Source organism: Brevundimonas phoenicis (assembly GCF_047237745.1).
Taxonomy (GTDB): Bacteria; Pseudomonadota; Alphaproteobacteria; order Caulobacterales; family Caulobacteraceae; genus Brevundimonas.
In genome coordinates this window covers 2943002-2957097 of the sequence record NZ_JBDFLN010000001.1, presented here as the reverse complement: position 1 = coordinate 2957097, position 14096 = coordinate 2943002, and the positions used below count along the sequence as shown (strand labels likewise).

General features: G+C 68.4%; 16 protein-coding genes and 1 other RNA gene. 7 read left to right on the top strand and 10 right to left on the bottom strand.

Annotation, left to right across the window (positions count from 1 at the left end):
- Positions 1–3: 3 nt before the first annotated feature.
- Genes ABC419_RS14855 through tkt form a run of 3 tightly spaced genes read right to left on the bottom strand, consistent with a single transcriptional unit; the run spans position 4 to position 3219 of the window.
- Positions 4–393: a VOC family protein gene (locus tag ABC419_RS14855; protein ID WP_412876964.1), complete on the bottom strand. Its 390-nt coding sequence runs from the start codon at positions 391–393 to the stop codon at positions 4–6.
- Complete coding sequence (locus tag ABC419_RS14850) at positions 390–1232, bottom strand: alpha/beta hydrolase (RefSeq protein WP_412876965.1); 843 nt, start codon at positions 1230–1232, stop codon at positions 390–392. Before ABC419_RS14850 ends, ABC419_RS14855 begins: the two co-directional genes overlap by 4 nt.
- Positions 1233–1236: 4 nt before the next feature.
- Entirely contained in the window at positions 1237–3219 is a 1983-nt protein-coding gene (gene tkt, locus ABC419_RS14845; RefSeq protein ID WP_412878001.1) for a transketolase, read from the bottom strand.
- Between the two features lie 126 nt (positions 3220–3345).
- Here tkt and ABC419_RS14840 point away from each other — a divergent pair, with 126 nt between their 5' ends.
- From ABC419_RS14840 to ABC419_RS14815, 6 genes are all read left to right on the top strand, one after another.
- Entirely contained in the window at positions 3346–3621 is a 276-nt protein-coding gene (locus tag ABC419_RS14840) for a hypothetical protein (RefSeq protein ID WP_125901739.1), read from the top strand.
- On the top strand, positions 3621–3962 hold the full coding sequence (locus ABC419_RS14835; protein WP_003165793.1) for a cell division protein ZapA: 342 nt from the start codon (positions 3621–3623) through the stop codon (positions 3960–3962). Before ABC419_RS14840 ends, ABC419_RS14835 begins: the two co-directional genes overlap by 1 nt.
- A 35-nt stretch (positions 3963–3997) precedes the next feature.
- Positions 3998–4687 carry a DUF4336 domain-containing protein gene (locus ABC419_RS14830; RefSeq protein WP_412876966.1) on the top strand — a complete coding sequence of 230 codons (690 nt, stop codon included), beginning with the start codon at positions 3998–4000 and terminating at the stop codon, positions 4685–4687.
- 176 nt (positions 4688–4863) lie between these two features.
- Positions 4864–5024, top strand: a non-coding RNA gene (gene ssrS / locus ABC419_RS14825) — 6S RNA.
- Positions 5025–5236: 212 nt separating this feature from the next.
- A complete protein-coding gene (locus tag ABC419_RS14820; protein WP_412876967.1) occupies positions 5237–5782 on the top strand; it encodes a 5-formyltetrahydrofolate cyclo-ligase in 546 nt (181 codons plus the stop codon).
- The gene (locus tag ABC419_RS14815) at positions 5779–6600 is read left to right on the top strand and encodes a TIGR00282 family metallophosphoesterase (protein ID WP_412876968.1); all 822 of its coding nucleotides are present in this window, start codon (positions 5779–5781) and stop codon (positions 6598–6600) included. The genes ABC419_RS14820 and ABC419_RS14815 overlap by 4 nt, the downstream gene beginning before the upstream one ends.
- Here ABC419_RS14815 and ABC419_RS14810 read toward each other — a convergent pair.
- From ABC419_RS14810 to ABC419_RS14795, 4 genes are read right to left on the bottom strand one after another with little or no spacing between them, the layout of a single operon-like run.
- Positions 6575–7672, bottom strand: coding sequence for a glycosyltransferase family 4 protein (locus tag ABC419_RS14810; RefSeq protein WP_412876969.1), 1098 nt, complete (start codon positions 7670–7672; stop codon positions 6575–6577). The genes ABC419_RS14815 and ABC419_RS14810 overlap by 26 nt on opposite strands.
- A gap of 18 nt (positions 7673–7690) precedes the next feature.
- The gene (locus ABC419_RS14805) at positions 7691–8065 is read right to left on the bottom strand and encodes an indole-3-glycerol-phosphate synthase (protein ID WP_412876970.1); all 375 of its coding nucleotides are present in this window, start codon (positions 8063–8065) and stop codon (positions 7691–7693) included.
- Positions 8065–10275, bottom strand: coding sequence for a phosphoribosylformylglycinamidine synthase subunit PurL (gene purL / locus ABC419_RS14800; protein ID WP_412876971.1), 2211 nt, complete (start codon positions 10273–10275; stop codon positions 8065–8067). The genes ABC419_RS14805 and purL overlap by 1 nt, the downstream gene beginning before the upstream one ends.
- A gap of 41 nt (positions 10276–10316) precedes the next feature.
- Complete coding sequence (locus tag ABC419_RS14795) at positions 10317–11111, bottom strand: TspO-related membrane protein (protein WP_412876972.1); 795 nt, start codon at positions 11109–11111, stop codon at positions 10317–10319.
- Between the two features lie 112 nt (positions 11112–11223).
- On the opposite strand from ABC419_RS14795, the gene ABC419_RS14790 reads away from it, so the two are divergent.
- A complete protein-coding gene (locus tag ABC419_RS14790) occupies positions 11224–11466 on the top strand; it encodes a hypothetical protein (RefSeq protein WP_412876973.1) in 243 nt (80 codons plus the stop codon).
- On the opposite strand, the gene purQ is transcribed toward ABC419_RS14790, so the two are convergent.
- The 3 genes from purQ to ABC419_RS14775 all read right to left on the bottom strand — a co-directional run bounded on the left by purQ (position 11463) and on the right by ABC419_RS14775 (position 13990).
- Positions 11463–12125: a phosphoribosylformylglycinamidine synthase subunit PurQ gene (gene purQ / locus ABC419_RS14785; protein WP_292057132.1), complete on the bottom strand. Its 663-nt coding sequence runs from the start codon at positions 12123–12125 to the stop codon at positions 11463–11465. The genes ABC419_RS14790 and purQ overlap by 4 nt on opposite strands.
- Before the next feature lie 33 nt (positions 12126–12158).
- Positions 12159–13400: an MFS transporter gene (locus ABC419_RS14780; RefSeq protein ID WP_412876974.1), complete on the bottom strand. Its 1242-nt coding sequence runs from the start codon at positions 13398–13400 to the stop codon at positions 12159–12161.
- A 107-nt stretch (positions 13401–13507) separates the two neighbouring features.
- Positions 13508–13990 carry a YbhB/YbcL family Raf kinase inhibitor-like protein gene (locus tag ABC419_RS14775; RefSeq protein ID WP_412876975.1) on the bottom strand — a complete coding sequence of 161 codons (483 nt, stop codon included), beginning with the start codon at positions 13988–13990 and terminating at the stop codon, positions 13508–13510.
- Positions 13991–14096 lie beyond the last annotated feature (106 nt).

Below are 14096 nucleotides of genomic sequence, written 5' to 3'. Positions count from 1 at the left end.
ACGTCAGACTCCAGCAGGTTCGATCAGATCCCAGGCGTTGCCGTAGAGGTCTTCGAAGACCACCACCTTGCCATAGGCTTCATGACGGGGCGTTTCGCGAAAGACGACGCCGGCCTCCAGCCAGGCGGCGTGGTCGCGCATCAGGTCGTCGGTGTAGAGAAACAGCCAGACTCGGCCGCCGGCCTGATCGCCGATCCGGGCGACCTGTTCCGGCGTCGCGGCGCGAGCCAGCAACAGGGAGGTCTGGCCGCCTTTCGGCGTGACGCGGACCCAGCGTTTACCGCCGCCCATGTCGGTGTCTTCGCTGAGGTCGAAGCCCAGCTTGCCGACGTAGAAGGCGATGGCCTCGTCATAGTCGCGGACCAGCAGGCTGACGGCGCCGAGGTGGCTCATTGTGCCGGGACCGCATAGAGGCGGCGGAAGGCGTCCAGCGCGGCGCCGTGATAGATGGTGGCGTGGCTCTCGTTCGGGCGCGGGGTGAAGTCCCAGGTGACGCCGGGCAGGGCGTGATCGCGCAGATTGGCGGTCAGCACGTCCATCGGCGCCTGCATCATCTCGCCCTCGTCGCCCAGCGTCAGGATCAGGGTGCGCGGGTCGTTGGAGTGGTCGCGCAGATGCGCCCCCGACTGCCGCGCCAGCTTGCCGCCGTCCCACCACAGGCTGGGGCTGACGGCGACATAGGCGTCGAACATCTGCGGTTCCTTCAGGAAGGTCTCGACCACGAACAGGCCCGCCAGGGACTCGCCCATCAGGGCCGTCTCGCCGCTGGTGCGATAGCGGACGTCGATGAAGGGCATGGCCTCTTCGGCGATGAAGCGGCGGAAGCGGTCGGACTGCCCCTGCGTCGGATAGCGGGCGATCAGTTCGGCGTCGTCGGTCGGCAGGGCCAACTCGTTGCGGCGGTCCATCGAGGCGATGCCCACGACGATGACGTCGCGCGTCGTGCCGACAATGGTGCCTAGCTGGGCGATGCCTGAGATGTGGTGAAAGTCCTGATCCTGTCCGCCGTCGAGGACGTAGAGGACGGGATAGGTCTGATTGCTTTGCGCGTAGCCGGGCGGCAGCCAGACGTTGATCTCGCGCGTCTGGTTCATGCCGGCGGAGGGCAGGGCGTAGGACTGGCCGATGACAACGGGCGTCTCGACCGCCATGGGGGCGGTTGTCTCGGCGAAGGCAGGCGCGCCGCCCGCCATCGACAAGCCGAAGCTCAGGACGAGGGCGAGGCGGCGCATGGGTTTACAGCCGCGCCTTGGCGGCCTCGACCACGGCCTCGGCGGTGATGCCGAACTCGCGGTAGAGGATTTCGGCGGGGGCCGAGGCGCCGAAGGACGACATGCCGACGAAGCCGCCGTCCTCGCCGATGAAGCGTTCCCAGCCCTGCTTGATGGCGGCCTCGACGGCGACGCGGACGGTGCCGCGGCCGATGACGGCGTCCTGATAGGCCTTGGGCTGCTGCTCGAACAGGGCGAAGCAGGGGACCGAGACGACGCGGGTCGGCACGCCTTCGGCCTCCAGCGTCTCGGCGGCCTTCAGGGCCAGGGCGACCTCGGTGCCGGTGCCGAACAGGGTGACTTTCGCCTCGCCATTGGCGGCCTTCAGCTCATAGGCGCCCTTGCGGGACAGGTTCTCGCCCGGGTCGGTCACGCGCACGGCCGGGGTCTTCTGGCGCGACAGGCACATGGCCGTCGGCGTGGTCTTGTGCTGCAGGGCGACCTGCCAGCATTCCAGCGCCTCGACCGTGTCGGCCGGGCGCATGGTCAGCAGGTTGGGGATGGCGCGCAGGGCCGCCAGATGCTCGACCGGCTGGTGCGTCGGGCCGTCTTCGCCCAGGCCGATGCTGTCGTGCGTCAGAACGTGGACGACGCGCACGCCCATCAGGGCGCCCAGACGGATCGCCGGACGGCTGTAGTCGGCGAACGCCATGAAGGTGCCGCCGTAGGGGATGACCCCGCCGTGCAGCGCCAGACCGTTCATCGCCGCAGCCATGCCGAACTCGCGGATGCCGTAGTTCAGGTAACGACCGGCATAGTCCGGCGCGTCCATGATCTGGGTGTTCTTGACGAAGGTGTTGTTCGAGCCGGTCAGGTCGGCCGAGCCGCCGACCATTTCGGGGATGGCGTTGAACACCGTCTCCAGCGCCTCGCCCGAGGACTGGCGCGTGGCGAGGGCGGGCTTGTCGACGACCAGTTGCTTCAGCTTGGCGTCCAGCGCCTCGAAGGCGCCGGTGGGCAGGTCGCCGGCCATGGCGCGGGTGAAGTCGTCGCGCTGGGCGTGGTTCAGCAGACGGCCTTCCCAGGCCTTGCGGGCCTTGCCGCCCTGCTTGCCGACCTTGGCCCAGGCCTTCTGCACGCCTTCGGGTAGCTCGAACGGCGCGAAGGGCCAGTTCAGCGCCTGACGGGTCGCCGCGATCTCGGTGGCGCCCAGGGCGGCGCCGTGGGTCTTGTGGCTGCCTTCCATGGTGGCGGCGCCCTTGCCGATCTTGGTCTTGCAGGCGATCAGCGTCGGCTTGTCCTGCTTGGTCGCCCAGGCCAGGGCCTTCTGGATCTGCTTGTAGTCGTGGCCGTCGATGGCCTTAACCGCCCAGCCCGAGGCCTTGAAGCGCGTCAGCTGGTCGGTGGCGTCCGACAGCGACACCTTACCGTCGATGGTGATTTCGTTGTCATCCCACAGGACGCACAGCTTGTTCAGCTTCAGGCGGCCGGCCAGGGCGATGGCCTCTTGCGACACGCCTTCCATCAGGCAGCCGTCGCCGGCGACGACCCAGGTGCGGTGATCGACCAGATCCTTGCCGAAGCGCGCGGCCAGATGCCGCTCCGCCAGGGCGAAGCCGACCGAGGTGGCTAGGCCTTGACCCAGCGGGCCGGTGGTCGTCTCGATGCCCGCCATGTGGCCGTACTCCGGGTGGCCGGCGGTCTTGAAGCCCCACTGGCGGAAGTTTTCCAGCTGCTCGCGCGTCGCGTCCTTATAGCCCGTCAGGTGCAGCAGGCTGTAGATCAGCATCGAGCCGTGGCCCGCCGACAGGATGAAGCGGTCGCGGTCGGCCCAGTCGGGACGGCTGGCGTCGAACTTCAGGAATTTCGAGTAGAGGACGGTGGCGACGTCGGCCATGCCCATCGGCATGCCGGGGTGGCCGCTCTTGGCCTTTTCGACCGCATCCATGGACAGCACGCGGATGGCGTCGGCCATCTGCTTGGGCGAAGGCTTGGCGAATGCAGCCATAGCAGAAGCATGGGGGGCGTCGGTCACGGCGAGACCTTTCCTCAGGAACAGGATAAAGCGGGGGCGGCGCCGCTTTACCCCGGCGCGCCGGCAGGTTCTACACGGAATCTGGAAGAAAGGACCATCATGGACGCCGTTACGGCTGCAAAGGCGCGGATCGATCGGGCGTTAGCCGATCTGGAGCGCAAGGTGCTGGAGCTGAAGGCGAGGCCCGCCTCGGCGCCGCCCATCGCGGACGACGACCTGTTCGCGCCGCGCCCCTCGAACGCGGCCGACCTGGCCCGCATCGCCGAGCTGGAGACGGCCGGTCAGGAAACCGCCCAGGCGCTGGCCCGCGCGGCCGACGCCGTGCGCGAGGTGCTGGCGCAGCAGCAGGCCCAAACCGAGCAGGAGGCGAACTGATGGCGACGGTGACGGTAGAGGTCCACGGCCGCCCCTATGCGGTGGGCTGCGCCGACGGTCAGGAGGCGCGGGTGCGCGACCTGGCGGCCCAGTTCAACGAACGGGTGCAGGGCGTGGCCGATCAGGTCGGCCAGGTCGGCGACGTACGCCTGTTCCTGATGGCCGCCCTGATGCTGGCCGATGAGCTTGGAGAAGCGAAGCGCCAGGCGGCGGTCCAGAACTCGGGCCGCGCCAAGGCGGCGACGGCGGCCGTCGCGACGCCCGCCCCCGCCAGCGACGGCGTGGCCGAGGCCCTGAACGCCGTGGCCGCCCGCATCGAGAAGATCGTCCAGACGATGTAGGGCGTCGCCTCTATAAACCGCATTCGGACACCGACATGCTCCAAGACTTCGGAACGGACATATGGATTGCCGATGGCCCGGTGGTGGTCGGCGGCGGGGGATTTCGCTACCCGACCCGGATGGCGGTGATGCGGCTGGCGGATGGGGAGCTGGTCATTTGGTCGCCAGTATCGCTGAGCCTGGAATTGCGTCAGGCGGTTGGCCGACTTGGACCGGTCGGGTTCATCATTCCGCCCAACGCCCTCCACCACAGCTTTGTCGGGGAATGGCAGGAGGCCTATCCGCACGCCAAAACTCTGGCGCCGCCCACATTGGCGGAAAAGCGTACCGATCTGAGGTTCGATGGGGCGTTGGCGGCGACAGCGCCGAGCAGCTGGGAGGGGCAGATCGACCTGATCATCTTCGAGAACGCTATCGCCAGCGAGGCCGTCCTGTTTCATCACCCGAGCGGCACGGCCATTTTCACCGATCTGCTGCAGAACCTGCCGGAGGACTGGTATCATGGCTGGCGGGCGCTGGTGGCTCGCCTCGACCTGATGACGGGGCCGGTTGCGGAAGTTCCGCGCAAATTCCGACTGGCCACAACGGACCGCAACGCGGCTCGTGCGAGCCTTGCGAAAGTGCTCGAGTGGCCGACCGAACGTATCCTGATGGCGCATGGCCGACCCATCCTGACGGACGCGCGTCAGCATCTGCGACGGGCATTTTCCTGGCTGACCCGCTAGGCGGGTTCGATAGGTAAAGCAGGGGTTCGCGTTTTCGTGGGAATAAGCTGTTGTCGCGTCACCCCCCACCCGACTTCGTCCTGACGGGGTCAGCCACCGTCCCCATAAAGGGAGGGAGAAAGGCGCGCTTCGCCATTGTTGAAACTCGTCCGAACGCCTATCTTGCGCGACGGCGGGTCATGCTGCGGCTCACGTCGAAGACAACATATCCTTCTGACCTTAATTCACTCATAGGGATCTGTCCCTGTCCGGGCTCGAGGGCCTGGGCATACGGAGCCCACCTGGCTACCCAGGTCGAGAGGATTTAAACGTTCTTCACGGCTCACGCGGCGCCGCCAACCCTTCTTCTTTAGTGCGCTATCGCTCGCCGCGCGGCGGCGCGCTGCTTGAGCGCGTCTGGGTGCGCTATCGCTGCGGCCCGCAGGGCCTTGGTGCTTGAGCGCGCTTTCCGACTTTCCATCTGCTCCGTCATCCTCGGGCTTGACCCGAGGATCGAGTTGGGCGACGCGCTCGGCCTGTCGGTGGAATTTGGCGAAGGGCCGAGCGGCGATGACCCCCAAGCACGAACTCCGGGCCGCCATGCGCGCCTTGCGAAAGCGTCTGACCGAGACCGATCCCGAAGCCGCCGAGCGTGCGGCGGGCCATGCTGACGCCTTGCCCAGCGGCGCCATCGTCGCCCTGTATCGCGCCATGGGGTCGGAGCTGGACACTGACGTCCTGGCCAATGTCCTGCACCAGGCGGGACGCCGTTTGTGCCTGCCGGTGGTGCTGGAGCGCGACGCGGCCATGATCTTCCGCGCCTGGACGCCGGGCGAGCCGCTGGAGCTCGACGCCGCCGGATGCCCCGCGCCCCTGCCTCTGGGCGAGGTGGTGCGGCCGGACCTGATCGTGACGCCCCTGCTGGCCTTCGACGCCCACGGCGGGCGGTTGGGGCAGGGCGGCGGCTACTATGACCGGACGTTCGCGGCGCTGCCCGACGCGCATCGGGTCGGCTTCGCCTATGCCGGGCAGGCAGTCGATCGCCTCGCTCTGGAGCCGCATGACATCCGCCTGCATAGCGTTTTGACCGAGACCGGCTATAGAGCCATCCCATGAGATTGGCGTTTTTCGGTGACGTGGTCGGCAAGTCCGGGCGCGATGGACTTTCGGATCATCTTCCGGGGCTGAGGCGCGACCTCAGGCTCGACTTCGTGGTGGTCAACGCCGAGAACGCAGCGGGCGGTTTCGGCATCACCGAGAACACGGCCAACGACATCTTCAACGCCGGGGCCGACGTCCTGACGTTGGGCAACCACAGCTGGGACCAGCGCGAGGCCCTGACCTATATCGTGCGCGAGCCGCGCCTGATTCGTCCGGCCAACTATCCGCGCCTGATGGATGCGCCGGGGCGCGGCGCCGATGTCTTCGTCACGCCGGACGGCCGCCGGGTGCTGGTCATCAATGTGCTGGGCCGCGTCCACATGGATCCGATGGACGACCCCTTCAGCGCCGTGGAGCGCGAGTTGGAGGCCGCGCCTCTGGGCGTCGTCGCCGACGCCGTCATCGTCGACATGCACGCCGAGGCGACCAGTGAGAAGATGGGCATGGGCCACTTCTGCGACGGTCGCGCCAGCCTGGTGGTCGGCACCCATACCCACGTCCCGACGGCAGATGCGCAGATCCTGCCCCACGGCACGGCCTATCAGACCGACGCGGGCGGCTGCTGCGACTACAACTCCGTCATCGGCAACGACAAGGAAGAGCCTCTGCGCCGCTTCACCACCCGTCTGTCGGGCGGGCGCTACACCCCGGCCAGCGGTCCGGCCACCATCTGCGGCGTCTTTGTCGAGACCGACGACCGCACCGGCCTGGCCAAGCGCGTCGAGCCGATCCGCGTCGGCGGCCGCCTCAGCCAGGCGATCCCGCAGGTCTGACGCCGGCTTGGCGACGCTTGGCCCGGACCAGACGTTCGCGCAGGTCGTGCAACTGGGCGGCGCGGTGTTCGGGCGTGTGGGTCTCGCTCACATAGGCCTGCGCCGCGCGGGCCAGAGTCAGGCGACGCGCGGGATCGATGATCAGGCTGTCGATGGCCTCGCCCAGTCCCTCAGCCGTCAGATCATCGACATAGACGGCGTGCGGCCCGCTGGCCTCGCGCAGGCCGCCGCGACCGGATGAGATCAGCGCCGCCCCCGCCGCATGAGCCTCCAGCGCCGTCAGGCCCAGAGGCTCGGCCCAGACCGAGGGGGTCAGGGCGATGGCCGCCCGCTGCATCTCGGCGCGCACCTGCGCCAGCGGCGCCGACTTCAGCACCCGGACCCGGTCGCCGAACCGCTCCAGCGGCGCCACATGGGGCGCGGCCCAGTCCGCATGACGGTCCCAGTCGTTCAGCATCAGCACGGCGCGCCAGTCGGGATGGCGCACCAGCACGGCGGGCAGGGCGGCGCAGATCAGGTCCACGCCCTTTTCCGGCATGGCGCGCCCGGCGAAGGCGATCAGCGGCTCGCGCCCCTCCACAGGCGCGCGCCACAGGTCCACGTCGATGGGGTTGGGCACGGCGAAGGCCTTGGCCTCCAGTCGGGGAAAGTCCTTCAGGAAATCCAGCCGCGCCGCCTCGCTGACGAAGATCAGCCCGTCCATGCGGTCATAGCGCCGCTCATAACGCCAGCGGTCGATGACATGGCGCGGCGGCTTCACGGCGTTGTGGCGATACAGGGTGATCGCTGCGTCTGGGAAATGCGGGGCCAGGGCGACGGCCTGCTGCGTCTGCTGGTGGAACTCGATCACATCGGGGCGATAGTCGGCCAGCGCCTGATGCAGGGCCTTCAGCCGGTTCGCGGCGGGCAGGGTCTGCACCGGCAGGTCGCCGTGATCCTGGGCGCCTTCACAGCAGAAGACGCGGACCTCGCCCTTGTCCGCCCGCGCCAGGGTGCGCGCCACCGTCTCCATAGAGTTCGGCTGGTGCAGGTCGAAGCGCGCGCCGACAGGCATGACGACGGCGGTTCTCATGACCTTGCGTGTCTCCGGTTAGTTGGAAGCTCTGGCGGCGGCGCGGGCTTCCAGCGCGCGCAGGCTGGCTTCTTCAGCCTTCAGGTCTTCGGTCAGTTGGGCTTTCAACGCCGGATCGGCGATGGCGGTCAGCGCCGTGCGCGTCTCCTGCACCGCCTGACGACGGGCGGCGATCAGGCGCGACAGTTCATCCGGCTCATGCAGAGCCGGGCCGGAGGCGGTCGGGCGACGGATCGCCTGAGCTTCTTCTTCCTCGGTGGTCTTCAGCGCGGCGGCCTGACGGGCGGCGGCCGCGTCGCGCAGGGCGTGCTGGACGGGATCGCCGCCCTCGAATTCGCAGGCCGACAGCAGGGCGGCGCCCGAGACGACGAGGATGAGGGCGGCGCTGCGCATCAGCCTTCGATCCAGTTCGGCATCCAGCCTTCGTAGAATTCGCGCACATGGGCGACGGGGATGCGGAACAGCTCGCCCTTCGGACCCGAGGAGGCGAAGTCCGCGCCCTTGACCAGACCCACGACCGAGGCGTGTAGCCCCGCATCCTTGGCCTTGGCGATCAGGGCGTCGGCGTCCGATACGGCGACCAGATAACGGGCCTGGTCCTCGCCGAACAGGAAGGCGTGGGCGTGGGTATGGCTGGAGGCGTTCAGTTCGACGCCGACGTCCGAGGCCAGGGCGATGTCCGCCGCCGCCCCGATCAGGCCGCCGTCAGACAGGTCGTGGACGACCGTCAGCTCGCCCGCTTCGATCAGGCCGCGCACGAAGTCGCCGGTCTTGCGTTCCAGCTTCAGATCGACCGGCGGCGGGGCGCCGTCCTCGCGGCCCAGAACTTCGCGCAGGTAGATGGAAGCGCCCAGTTCGCCGTGCGTCTGGCCGATCAGGACCAACTGGTCGCCCTCGGCCGCGCCGCCGAAGCCGGTGGTCACGTCATAGTTGGTCAGCAGGCCCACGGCGCCGACGGTCGGCGTCGGCGGAATGGCGACGCCGTTGGTCTCGTTATACAGGCTGACGTTGCCGCTCACGACCGGGAAGTCCAGCTCGCGGCAGGCCTCGGCCATGCCGTCGGTGGCGCGCACGATCTGGCCCATGATCTCGGGCCGCTGAGGGTTGCCGAAGTTCAGGTTGTCGGTGATGGCGATGGGACGCGAACCGACGGCGGTCAGGTTGCGCCACGCCTCGGCCACGGCCTGCTTGCCGCCTTCATAGGGGTCGGCCTGGACATAGCGCGGGGTGCAGTCCGAGGTGACGGCCAGGCCCTTTTCCGTGCCGTGGACGCGGATCACGCCTGCGTCGGCGCCGGTCGAGGAATCCTGCAGCGTGTCGGCCATGACGTGGCGGTCGTATTGCTCCCAGATCCAGCGCTTGGACGCCATGTCAGGGCAGGCGACGACCTTCAGCACGGCGTCATTCCAGCTGTCCGGGGCCGGGACTTCCGCCGGATCGAGGCGCGGTTGCAGCTCGGGCTGGACCCACGGGCGGTCGTACAGGGGCGCATCGTCGAATAGCGGGGCCAGCGGCACGTCGCAGACCACCTCGCCGTGGTGCTTCAGCACCAGATGGCCGGTGTTGGTGGTCTTGCCGATGATGGCGAAGTCCAGACCCCACTTCTGGAAGATGCGATAGCCGACGTCTTCATAGCCGGGCCTCAGCACCGCCAGCATGCGCTCCTGGCTTTCCGACAGCATCATCTCATAGGCGGTCATGCCGGTTTCGCGTTGAGGCACCTTGTCCAGGTCCAGTTCGACGCCGACGCCGCCCTTGCCCGCCATCTCGACGGATGACGAGGTCAGACCCGCCGCGCCCATGTCCTGAATGGCGGCCACGGCGCCCGAAGCCATCAGCTCCAGCGTGGCCTCGATCAGCAGCTTCTCGGCGAAGGGGTCGCCGACCTGCACCGTCGGGCGCTTGGCGTCCGACTCGTCGTCGAACTCGGCCGAGGACATGGTGGCACCGTGGATGCCGTCGCGGCCGGTCTTGGAGCCGAAATAGACCACGTCGTGGCCCGCTTCCGGCGCGGCCGAATAATAGATCTCATCGGCGCGGGCCAGGCCCACGCACATGGCGTTGACCAGGATGTTGCCGTTGTAGCCCTTGTGGAAGTTGGTCTCGCCCGAGACGGTCGGCACGCCGACGCAGTTGCCGTAGCCGCCGATGCCGCTGACCACGCCCTTGACCAGACGCTTGGACTTCTCGTGCGACGGGTCGCCGAAACGCAGGGCGTTCAGAAGAGCCACCGGGCGCGCGCCCATGGTGAAGACGTCGCGCATGATGCCGCCCACGCCCGTCGCCGCGCCCTGATAGGGCTCGATGTAGGAGGGGTGGTTGTGGCTCTCCATCTTGAAGATGCAGGCGTCGCCGTCGTCGATGTCGATCACGCCCGCGTTCTCGCCGGGGCCGCAGATGACGCGCTCGCCCGTCACCGGGAACTTCATCAGCTGCTTCTTGGACGACTTGTAGGAGCAGTGCTCGGACCACATGACCGAGAAGACGCCCAGCTCGACCTGGTTGGGCTCGCGGCCCAGCCGGTCCAGCAGGACTTGATATTCATTGGGGGCGAGGCCGTACTCTTCGGCCAGCTGGGCGATGGTCTTTTGGGGCGCGCTCATGGGCGGGCCTTCTAGCCGTCTCTGGGGCGTCTGTCAGCCCGTCACCGGCGTTCGACGCCGCGTCTCAAACCGAAGACGATGATGACCCCCGCCACCACCAGGGCAAAGGCGGCCGCCAGGGCCGTGAAAGCCAGCACCGGCTTGACCTCCTGCTCGGCCACGAAGGCCCCCACCAGACCCCAGGCGATGGGCAGGGGATAGGCCAGGGTCCGCAGAGCCCAGGTCACGCCGATCCCGACCAGGGTGGTCGCGACCACGGCCAGCACGGCCCAGCCGGTCGGCGACAGGGCGGCGGGCAGGGCCTCGAACGCCGTCGCCACGGTGATCAGGTTCAGCGGCGCCGCCACGGTCAGCCACCCTGCCAGCGCCGCCAGCGGCCAGATCAGGAACCAGCGGTCGCGCTCCACCGTCCCGGTCGCGCGGATGGTGCGCGCGCTGGCCAGCATCGGCAGCAGCAGGGCCAGGAGCGAGGCCAGGATGACGACGACGCTGGCCGCCTTCAGGTTCAGCGCCGCCATGACGATCCAGAAGCCGATGCCGAAGAAGGCTACGACAGACGGCCAGCCCATGCGGTTGATCAGCACGCTCTCGCCTGTCTGGGGCAGGGCCTGGCGCCCGGCGTAGATTAGGAGGCCCAGATAGAGCAGGCTCCAGATCGAAAAGGCGTAGCCGGCCACCCGCAGCGTCTGGTTTCCGTCGGCGGCGAACTCCGCCTGGCTTAAGCCGAAACCGCCCAGGGCCTGAACGACGGGAACGATGACGGCGAAGACGGCGGCGGCCAGCACGGCCAGGCGGCGCGTCTGCTGGGCGGGGGTGGGGCGTTCGATGGCGGTCATGCGTCTCTCCGGCTCAGCTTCGCCGTATCTACGCGCCGCGTCGAAGAAGGTTCAAGGGAACCTGCGCGCGGCTTTTCGCCTTGCTTTGAGGCAGACCGAGAAGGAGGCCGCCATGCCTGATCCGAACGACGCGCCCGAACCGATCGAGCAGACGCTCGAGGAAGAAGTCGAAACCAACCGCGCCCTGGAGCGGGGCCTGGGCGTCGGCGCCCGCGAACTGGCGGCAATCCACGAATCCGGCGCCGAAGGCACTTTGGAGCGCGCCGTCGACGAGGACGGCGAACCGGTCGAGGCAGAGGTCGAAGTCGGCGACGCCGGCCGCAGCGCCAGCGTCCTGGACCGTAACGAAATCTAGGCGGCCGCGTAGATGCTTTGGAACAGGGTCGCGCCGTCGGCGCTGCCCAGCTCGGCTTCGAACGCGCGGTCCGGGTGGGGCATCATGCCCAGAACGTTGCCGCGTTCATTCTGCAAGCCCGCGATGTCGCCGACCGAGCCGTTGGGGTTGTCGACGTAGCGGAAGACCACCTGGCCCTCGCCCTCGATGCGCTTCAGGGTCTCTTCGTCGGCGAAGTAGTTACCGTCGGCGTTGCCCTGGGTCATGATGATTTCGCGCTGGCCCTGATAGCCCGAGGTGAAGCGCGTCTGGCCGTTGGCGACCGTGATGCTGATCGGCTTGCAGATGTATTTCAGGCTGCTGTTGCGCATCAGGGCGCCCGGCAGCATCCCGGCTTCGCACAGCACCTGGAAGCCGTTGCAGATGCCGACCACGGTGACGCCGTCGTCAGCGGCCTTCTTGACCGCCTGCATGATCGGGGCCTGCGCCGCCATCGCGCCGCAGCGCAGATAGTCGCCGTAGGAGAAGCCGCCCGGCAGCACGATCAGGTCGAGGCCCTTGGGCAGTTCGGTCTCGGCGTGCCAGACCATCTGGACCTGTTCGCCAGTGGAACGTTCGACGGCGACCTTGCAGTCGCGATCGCAGTTGGAACCGGGGAATACAATGACAGCTGCGCTCATGGCCGGGCCTCCTAGCACCCTTCGGGACGAATGTCAGGCGTCGCTTTGTTGCGCCTTGCGCCCCGTCGCCCAGGCGACGACCCAGACGGCGAAACCGCCCAGAGACAGCGCCACCCCGACCCAGCCGGTCGAGGTCCAGCCCCAGCCCGCCGCCACGGCCATGCCCGCCAGCAGGGGGCCGATGGCGTTGGCCGTGTTGAAGGCTGAGTGATTCAGGGCGGCGGCCAGGGTCTGGGCGTCGCCGGCCACGTCCATCAGCCGGGTCTGCAGCACCGAACCCAGCCCGCCGCCGCCGCCGATCAGCACCACCACGATCATCACGGCCCACAGGTGCGGCGCGGCGAAGGGGTAGAGGGCCAGGGCCGCCGCGCTCCACAGCAACAGGCCGCCCGCCGCGATCATGCCGAAGCGGTCGGCGGCCCAGGCGCCCAGCAGATTGCCCGCCACCATCCCTAAGCCGAACAGGGCGAAGACCCAGGGCAGAACTTCCGGCCCTACGCCCGTCACCGCCTTCAGCGTCGAGGCCAGATAGGCGTAGACCGCGAACATGCCGCCGAAGCCGACGGCGCCCACGCCCAGCGTCAGCCACACCTGGCCGCGCTTCAGGGCGCCCAGCTCGCGCCAGGGGCTGGCGTCGGGATGGGCCGGATCGCGCGGCGCGAACAGGGCGACCAGGGCCATGGTCAGCACCGCCAGCACGCTGACGATGGCGAAGGTCCAGCGCCAGCCGAAGGCGTGGCTGACGGCGTTGGCGACCGGCACCCCGATCACCGTGGCGACCGTCAGGCCCAGCAGAACGGTCGAGACGGCCCGCGTCCTGAGCCGCAGCGGCACCAGCGACGCCGCGACCAAGGCCGCCACGCCGAAGTAGGCGCCGTGCGGAATGCCGCTGAGGAAGCGGAAGACCAGCATCCACTCATAGGTCGGGGCGATGGCGCTCAGGGCGTTGCCGACGGCGAACAGGGCCATGAAGCCGATCAGCAGCAGCCAGCGCGGCAGGCGCGCGCCTAGCACGGCCAGGATCGGCGCCCCGACGACCACCCCGGCGGCATAGGCGCTGATGACATGGCCCGCCGTCGGTTCGCTGACGCCCAGGCCCGCCGCGAAGTCGGGCAGGACGCTCATGGCGGCGAATTCGGTCACGCCGATAGCGAAGCCGCCCATGGCCAGCGCCAGCAGCACCAGCGCCACCTTGCCCGGTTCGGCCACGCGCTCGTCGGGAATGGACGCGGCGCAGCGCGGATCGTCGAGGCAGGGGGCGTCGGCAGGGGCCATGGATTGTCGCGATGCAGCAAGGGGAGGTTGCGCTGCAAAATAAGGACGCCGCCCACGGCATCAACCGGGGCGGCGTCGAAGCGGTCATCACGCTTTGTGTCGGCTGGTCAGCCTCGGTTCTCGTAGGTCGCCGTGATCGACGCCTTGGCCAGGGTGTGGAAGTGCAGATTGAAGCCGAAGATCGCGCCCGAGTTATCTTCCGTCACGTCCAGCCGTTCCACGTCCACGGCGAAGACGGTGAAGATGTAGCGGTGCGGGCCGTGGCCGGGCGGCGGGGCGGCGCCGCCGAAACCGGCCTCGCCATAGTCGGTGCGCCCCTGGACGGCGCCCTTGGGCAGGTTCGCTCCGCCAACGGCGCCCGCACCGGCGGCCAGGGCGTTCACGTCCGCCGAGATGTTGGCGACCGTCCAGTGCCAAAAGCCCGAGCCGGTCGGGGCGTCGGGATCATAGCAGGTGACGGCGAAGCTCCTGGTCCCTTCGGGCGCGCCGGACCACGACAGTTGGGGCGAGGTGTTTCCCAGCGCCTTGACCTGGGCGTCAGGCAGGACGCCTCCGTCGGAAAAGTTGGTCGATGTGACGGTGAAGCTCATGGCGCGCTCTTCCTTTGACGGCGGATTCGGATGCCCAAACTAACGGAAGACTCGCCACGGGCGTTGCGTCGCGACATTCTGTCCCTAGCTAAGGTCAAGCTGTCTT

Excerpts from the sequence above, each read along its gene's own strand:
- ABC419_RS14840 (WP_125901739.1), top strand. The coding sequence starts at position 3,346 with ATGGACGCCGTTACGGCTGCAAAGGCGCGGATCGATCGGGCGTTAGCC.
- ABC419_RS14820 (WP_412876967.1), top strand. The coding sequence starts at position 5,237 with ATGACCCCCAAGCACGAACTCCGGGCCGCCATGCGCGCCTTGCGAAAG.
- ABC419_RS14805 (WP_412876970.1), bottom strand. The coding sequence starts at position 8,065 with ATGCGCAGCGCCGCCCTCATCCTCGTCGTCTCGGGCGCCGCCCTGCTG.
- ABC419_RS14850 (WP_412876965.1), bottom strand. The coding sequence starts at position 1,232 with ATGCGCCGCCTCGCCCTCGTCCTGAGCTTCGGCTTGTCGATGGCGGGC.
- ABC419_RS14790 (WP_412876973.1), top strand. The coding sequence starts at position 11,224 with ATGCCTGATCCGAACGACGCGCCCGAACCGATCGAGCAGACGCTCGAG.
- purQ (WP_292057132.1), bottom strand. The coding sequence starts at position 12,125 with ATGAGCGCAGCTGTCATTGTATTCCCCGGTTCCAACTGCGATCGCGAC.
- ABC419_RS14815 (WP_412876968.1), top strand. The coding sequence starts at position 5,779 with ATGAGATTGGCGTTTTTCGGTGACGTGGTCGGCAAGTCCGGGCGCGAT.
- ABC419_RS14775 (WP_412876975.1), bottom strand. The coding sequence starts at position 13,990 with ATGAGCTTCACCGTCACATCGACCAACTTTTCCGACGGAGGCGTCCTG.
- ABC419_RS14835 (WP_003165793.1), top strand. The coding sequence starts at position 3,621 with ATGGCGACGGTGACGGTAGAGGTCCACGGCCGCCCCTATGCGGTGGGC.
- ABC419_RS14830 (WP_412876966.1), top strand. The coding sequence starts at position 3,998 with ATGCTCCAAGACTTCGGAACGGACATATGGATTGCCGATGGCCCGGTG.
- purL (WP_412876971.1), bottom strand. The coding sequence starts at position 10,275 with ATGAGCGCGCCCCAAAAGACCATCGCCCAGCTGGCCGAAGAGTACGGC.
- ABC419_RS14795 (WP_412876972.1), bottom strand. The coding sequence starts at position 11,111 with ATGACCGCCATCGAACGCCCCACCCCCGCCCAGCAGACGCGCCGCCTG.
- ABC419_RS14855 (WP_412876964.1), bottom strand. The coding sequence starts at position 393 with ATGAGCCACCTCGGCGCCGTCAGCCTGCTGGTCCGCGACTATGACGAG.
- ABC419_RS14810 (WP_412876969.1), bottom strand. The coding sequence starts at position 7,672 with ATGAGAACCGCCGTCGTCATGCCTGTCGGCGCGCGCTTCGACCTGCAC.
- tkt (WP_412878001.1), bottom strand. The coding sequence starts at position 3,219 with ATGGCTGCATTCGCCAAGCCTTCGCCCAAGCAGATGGCCGACGCCATC.
- ABC419_RS14780 (WP_412876974.1), bottom strand. The coding sequence starts at position 13,400 with ATGGCCCCTGCCGACGCCCCCTGCCTCGACGATCCGCGCTGCGCCGCG.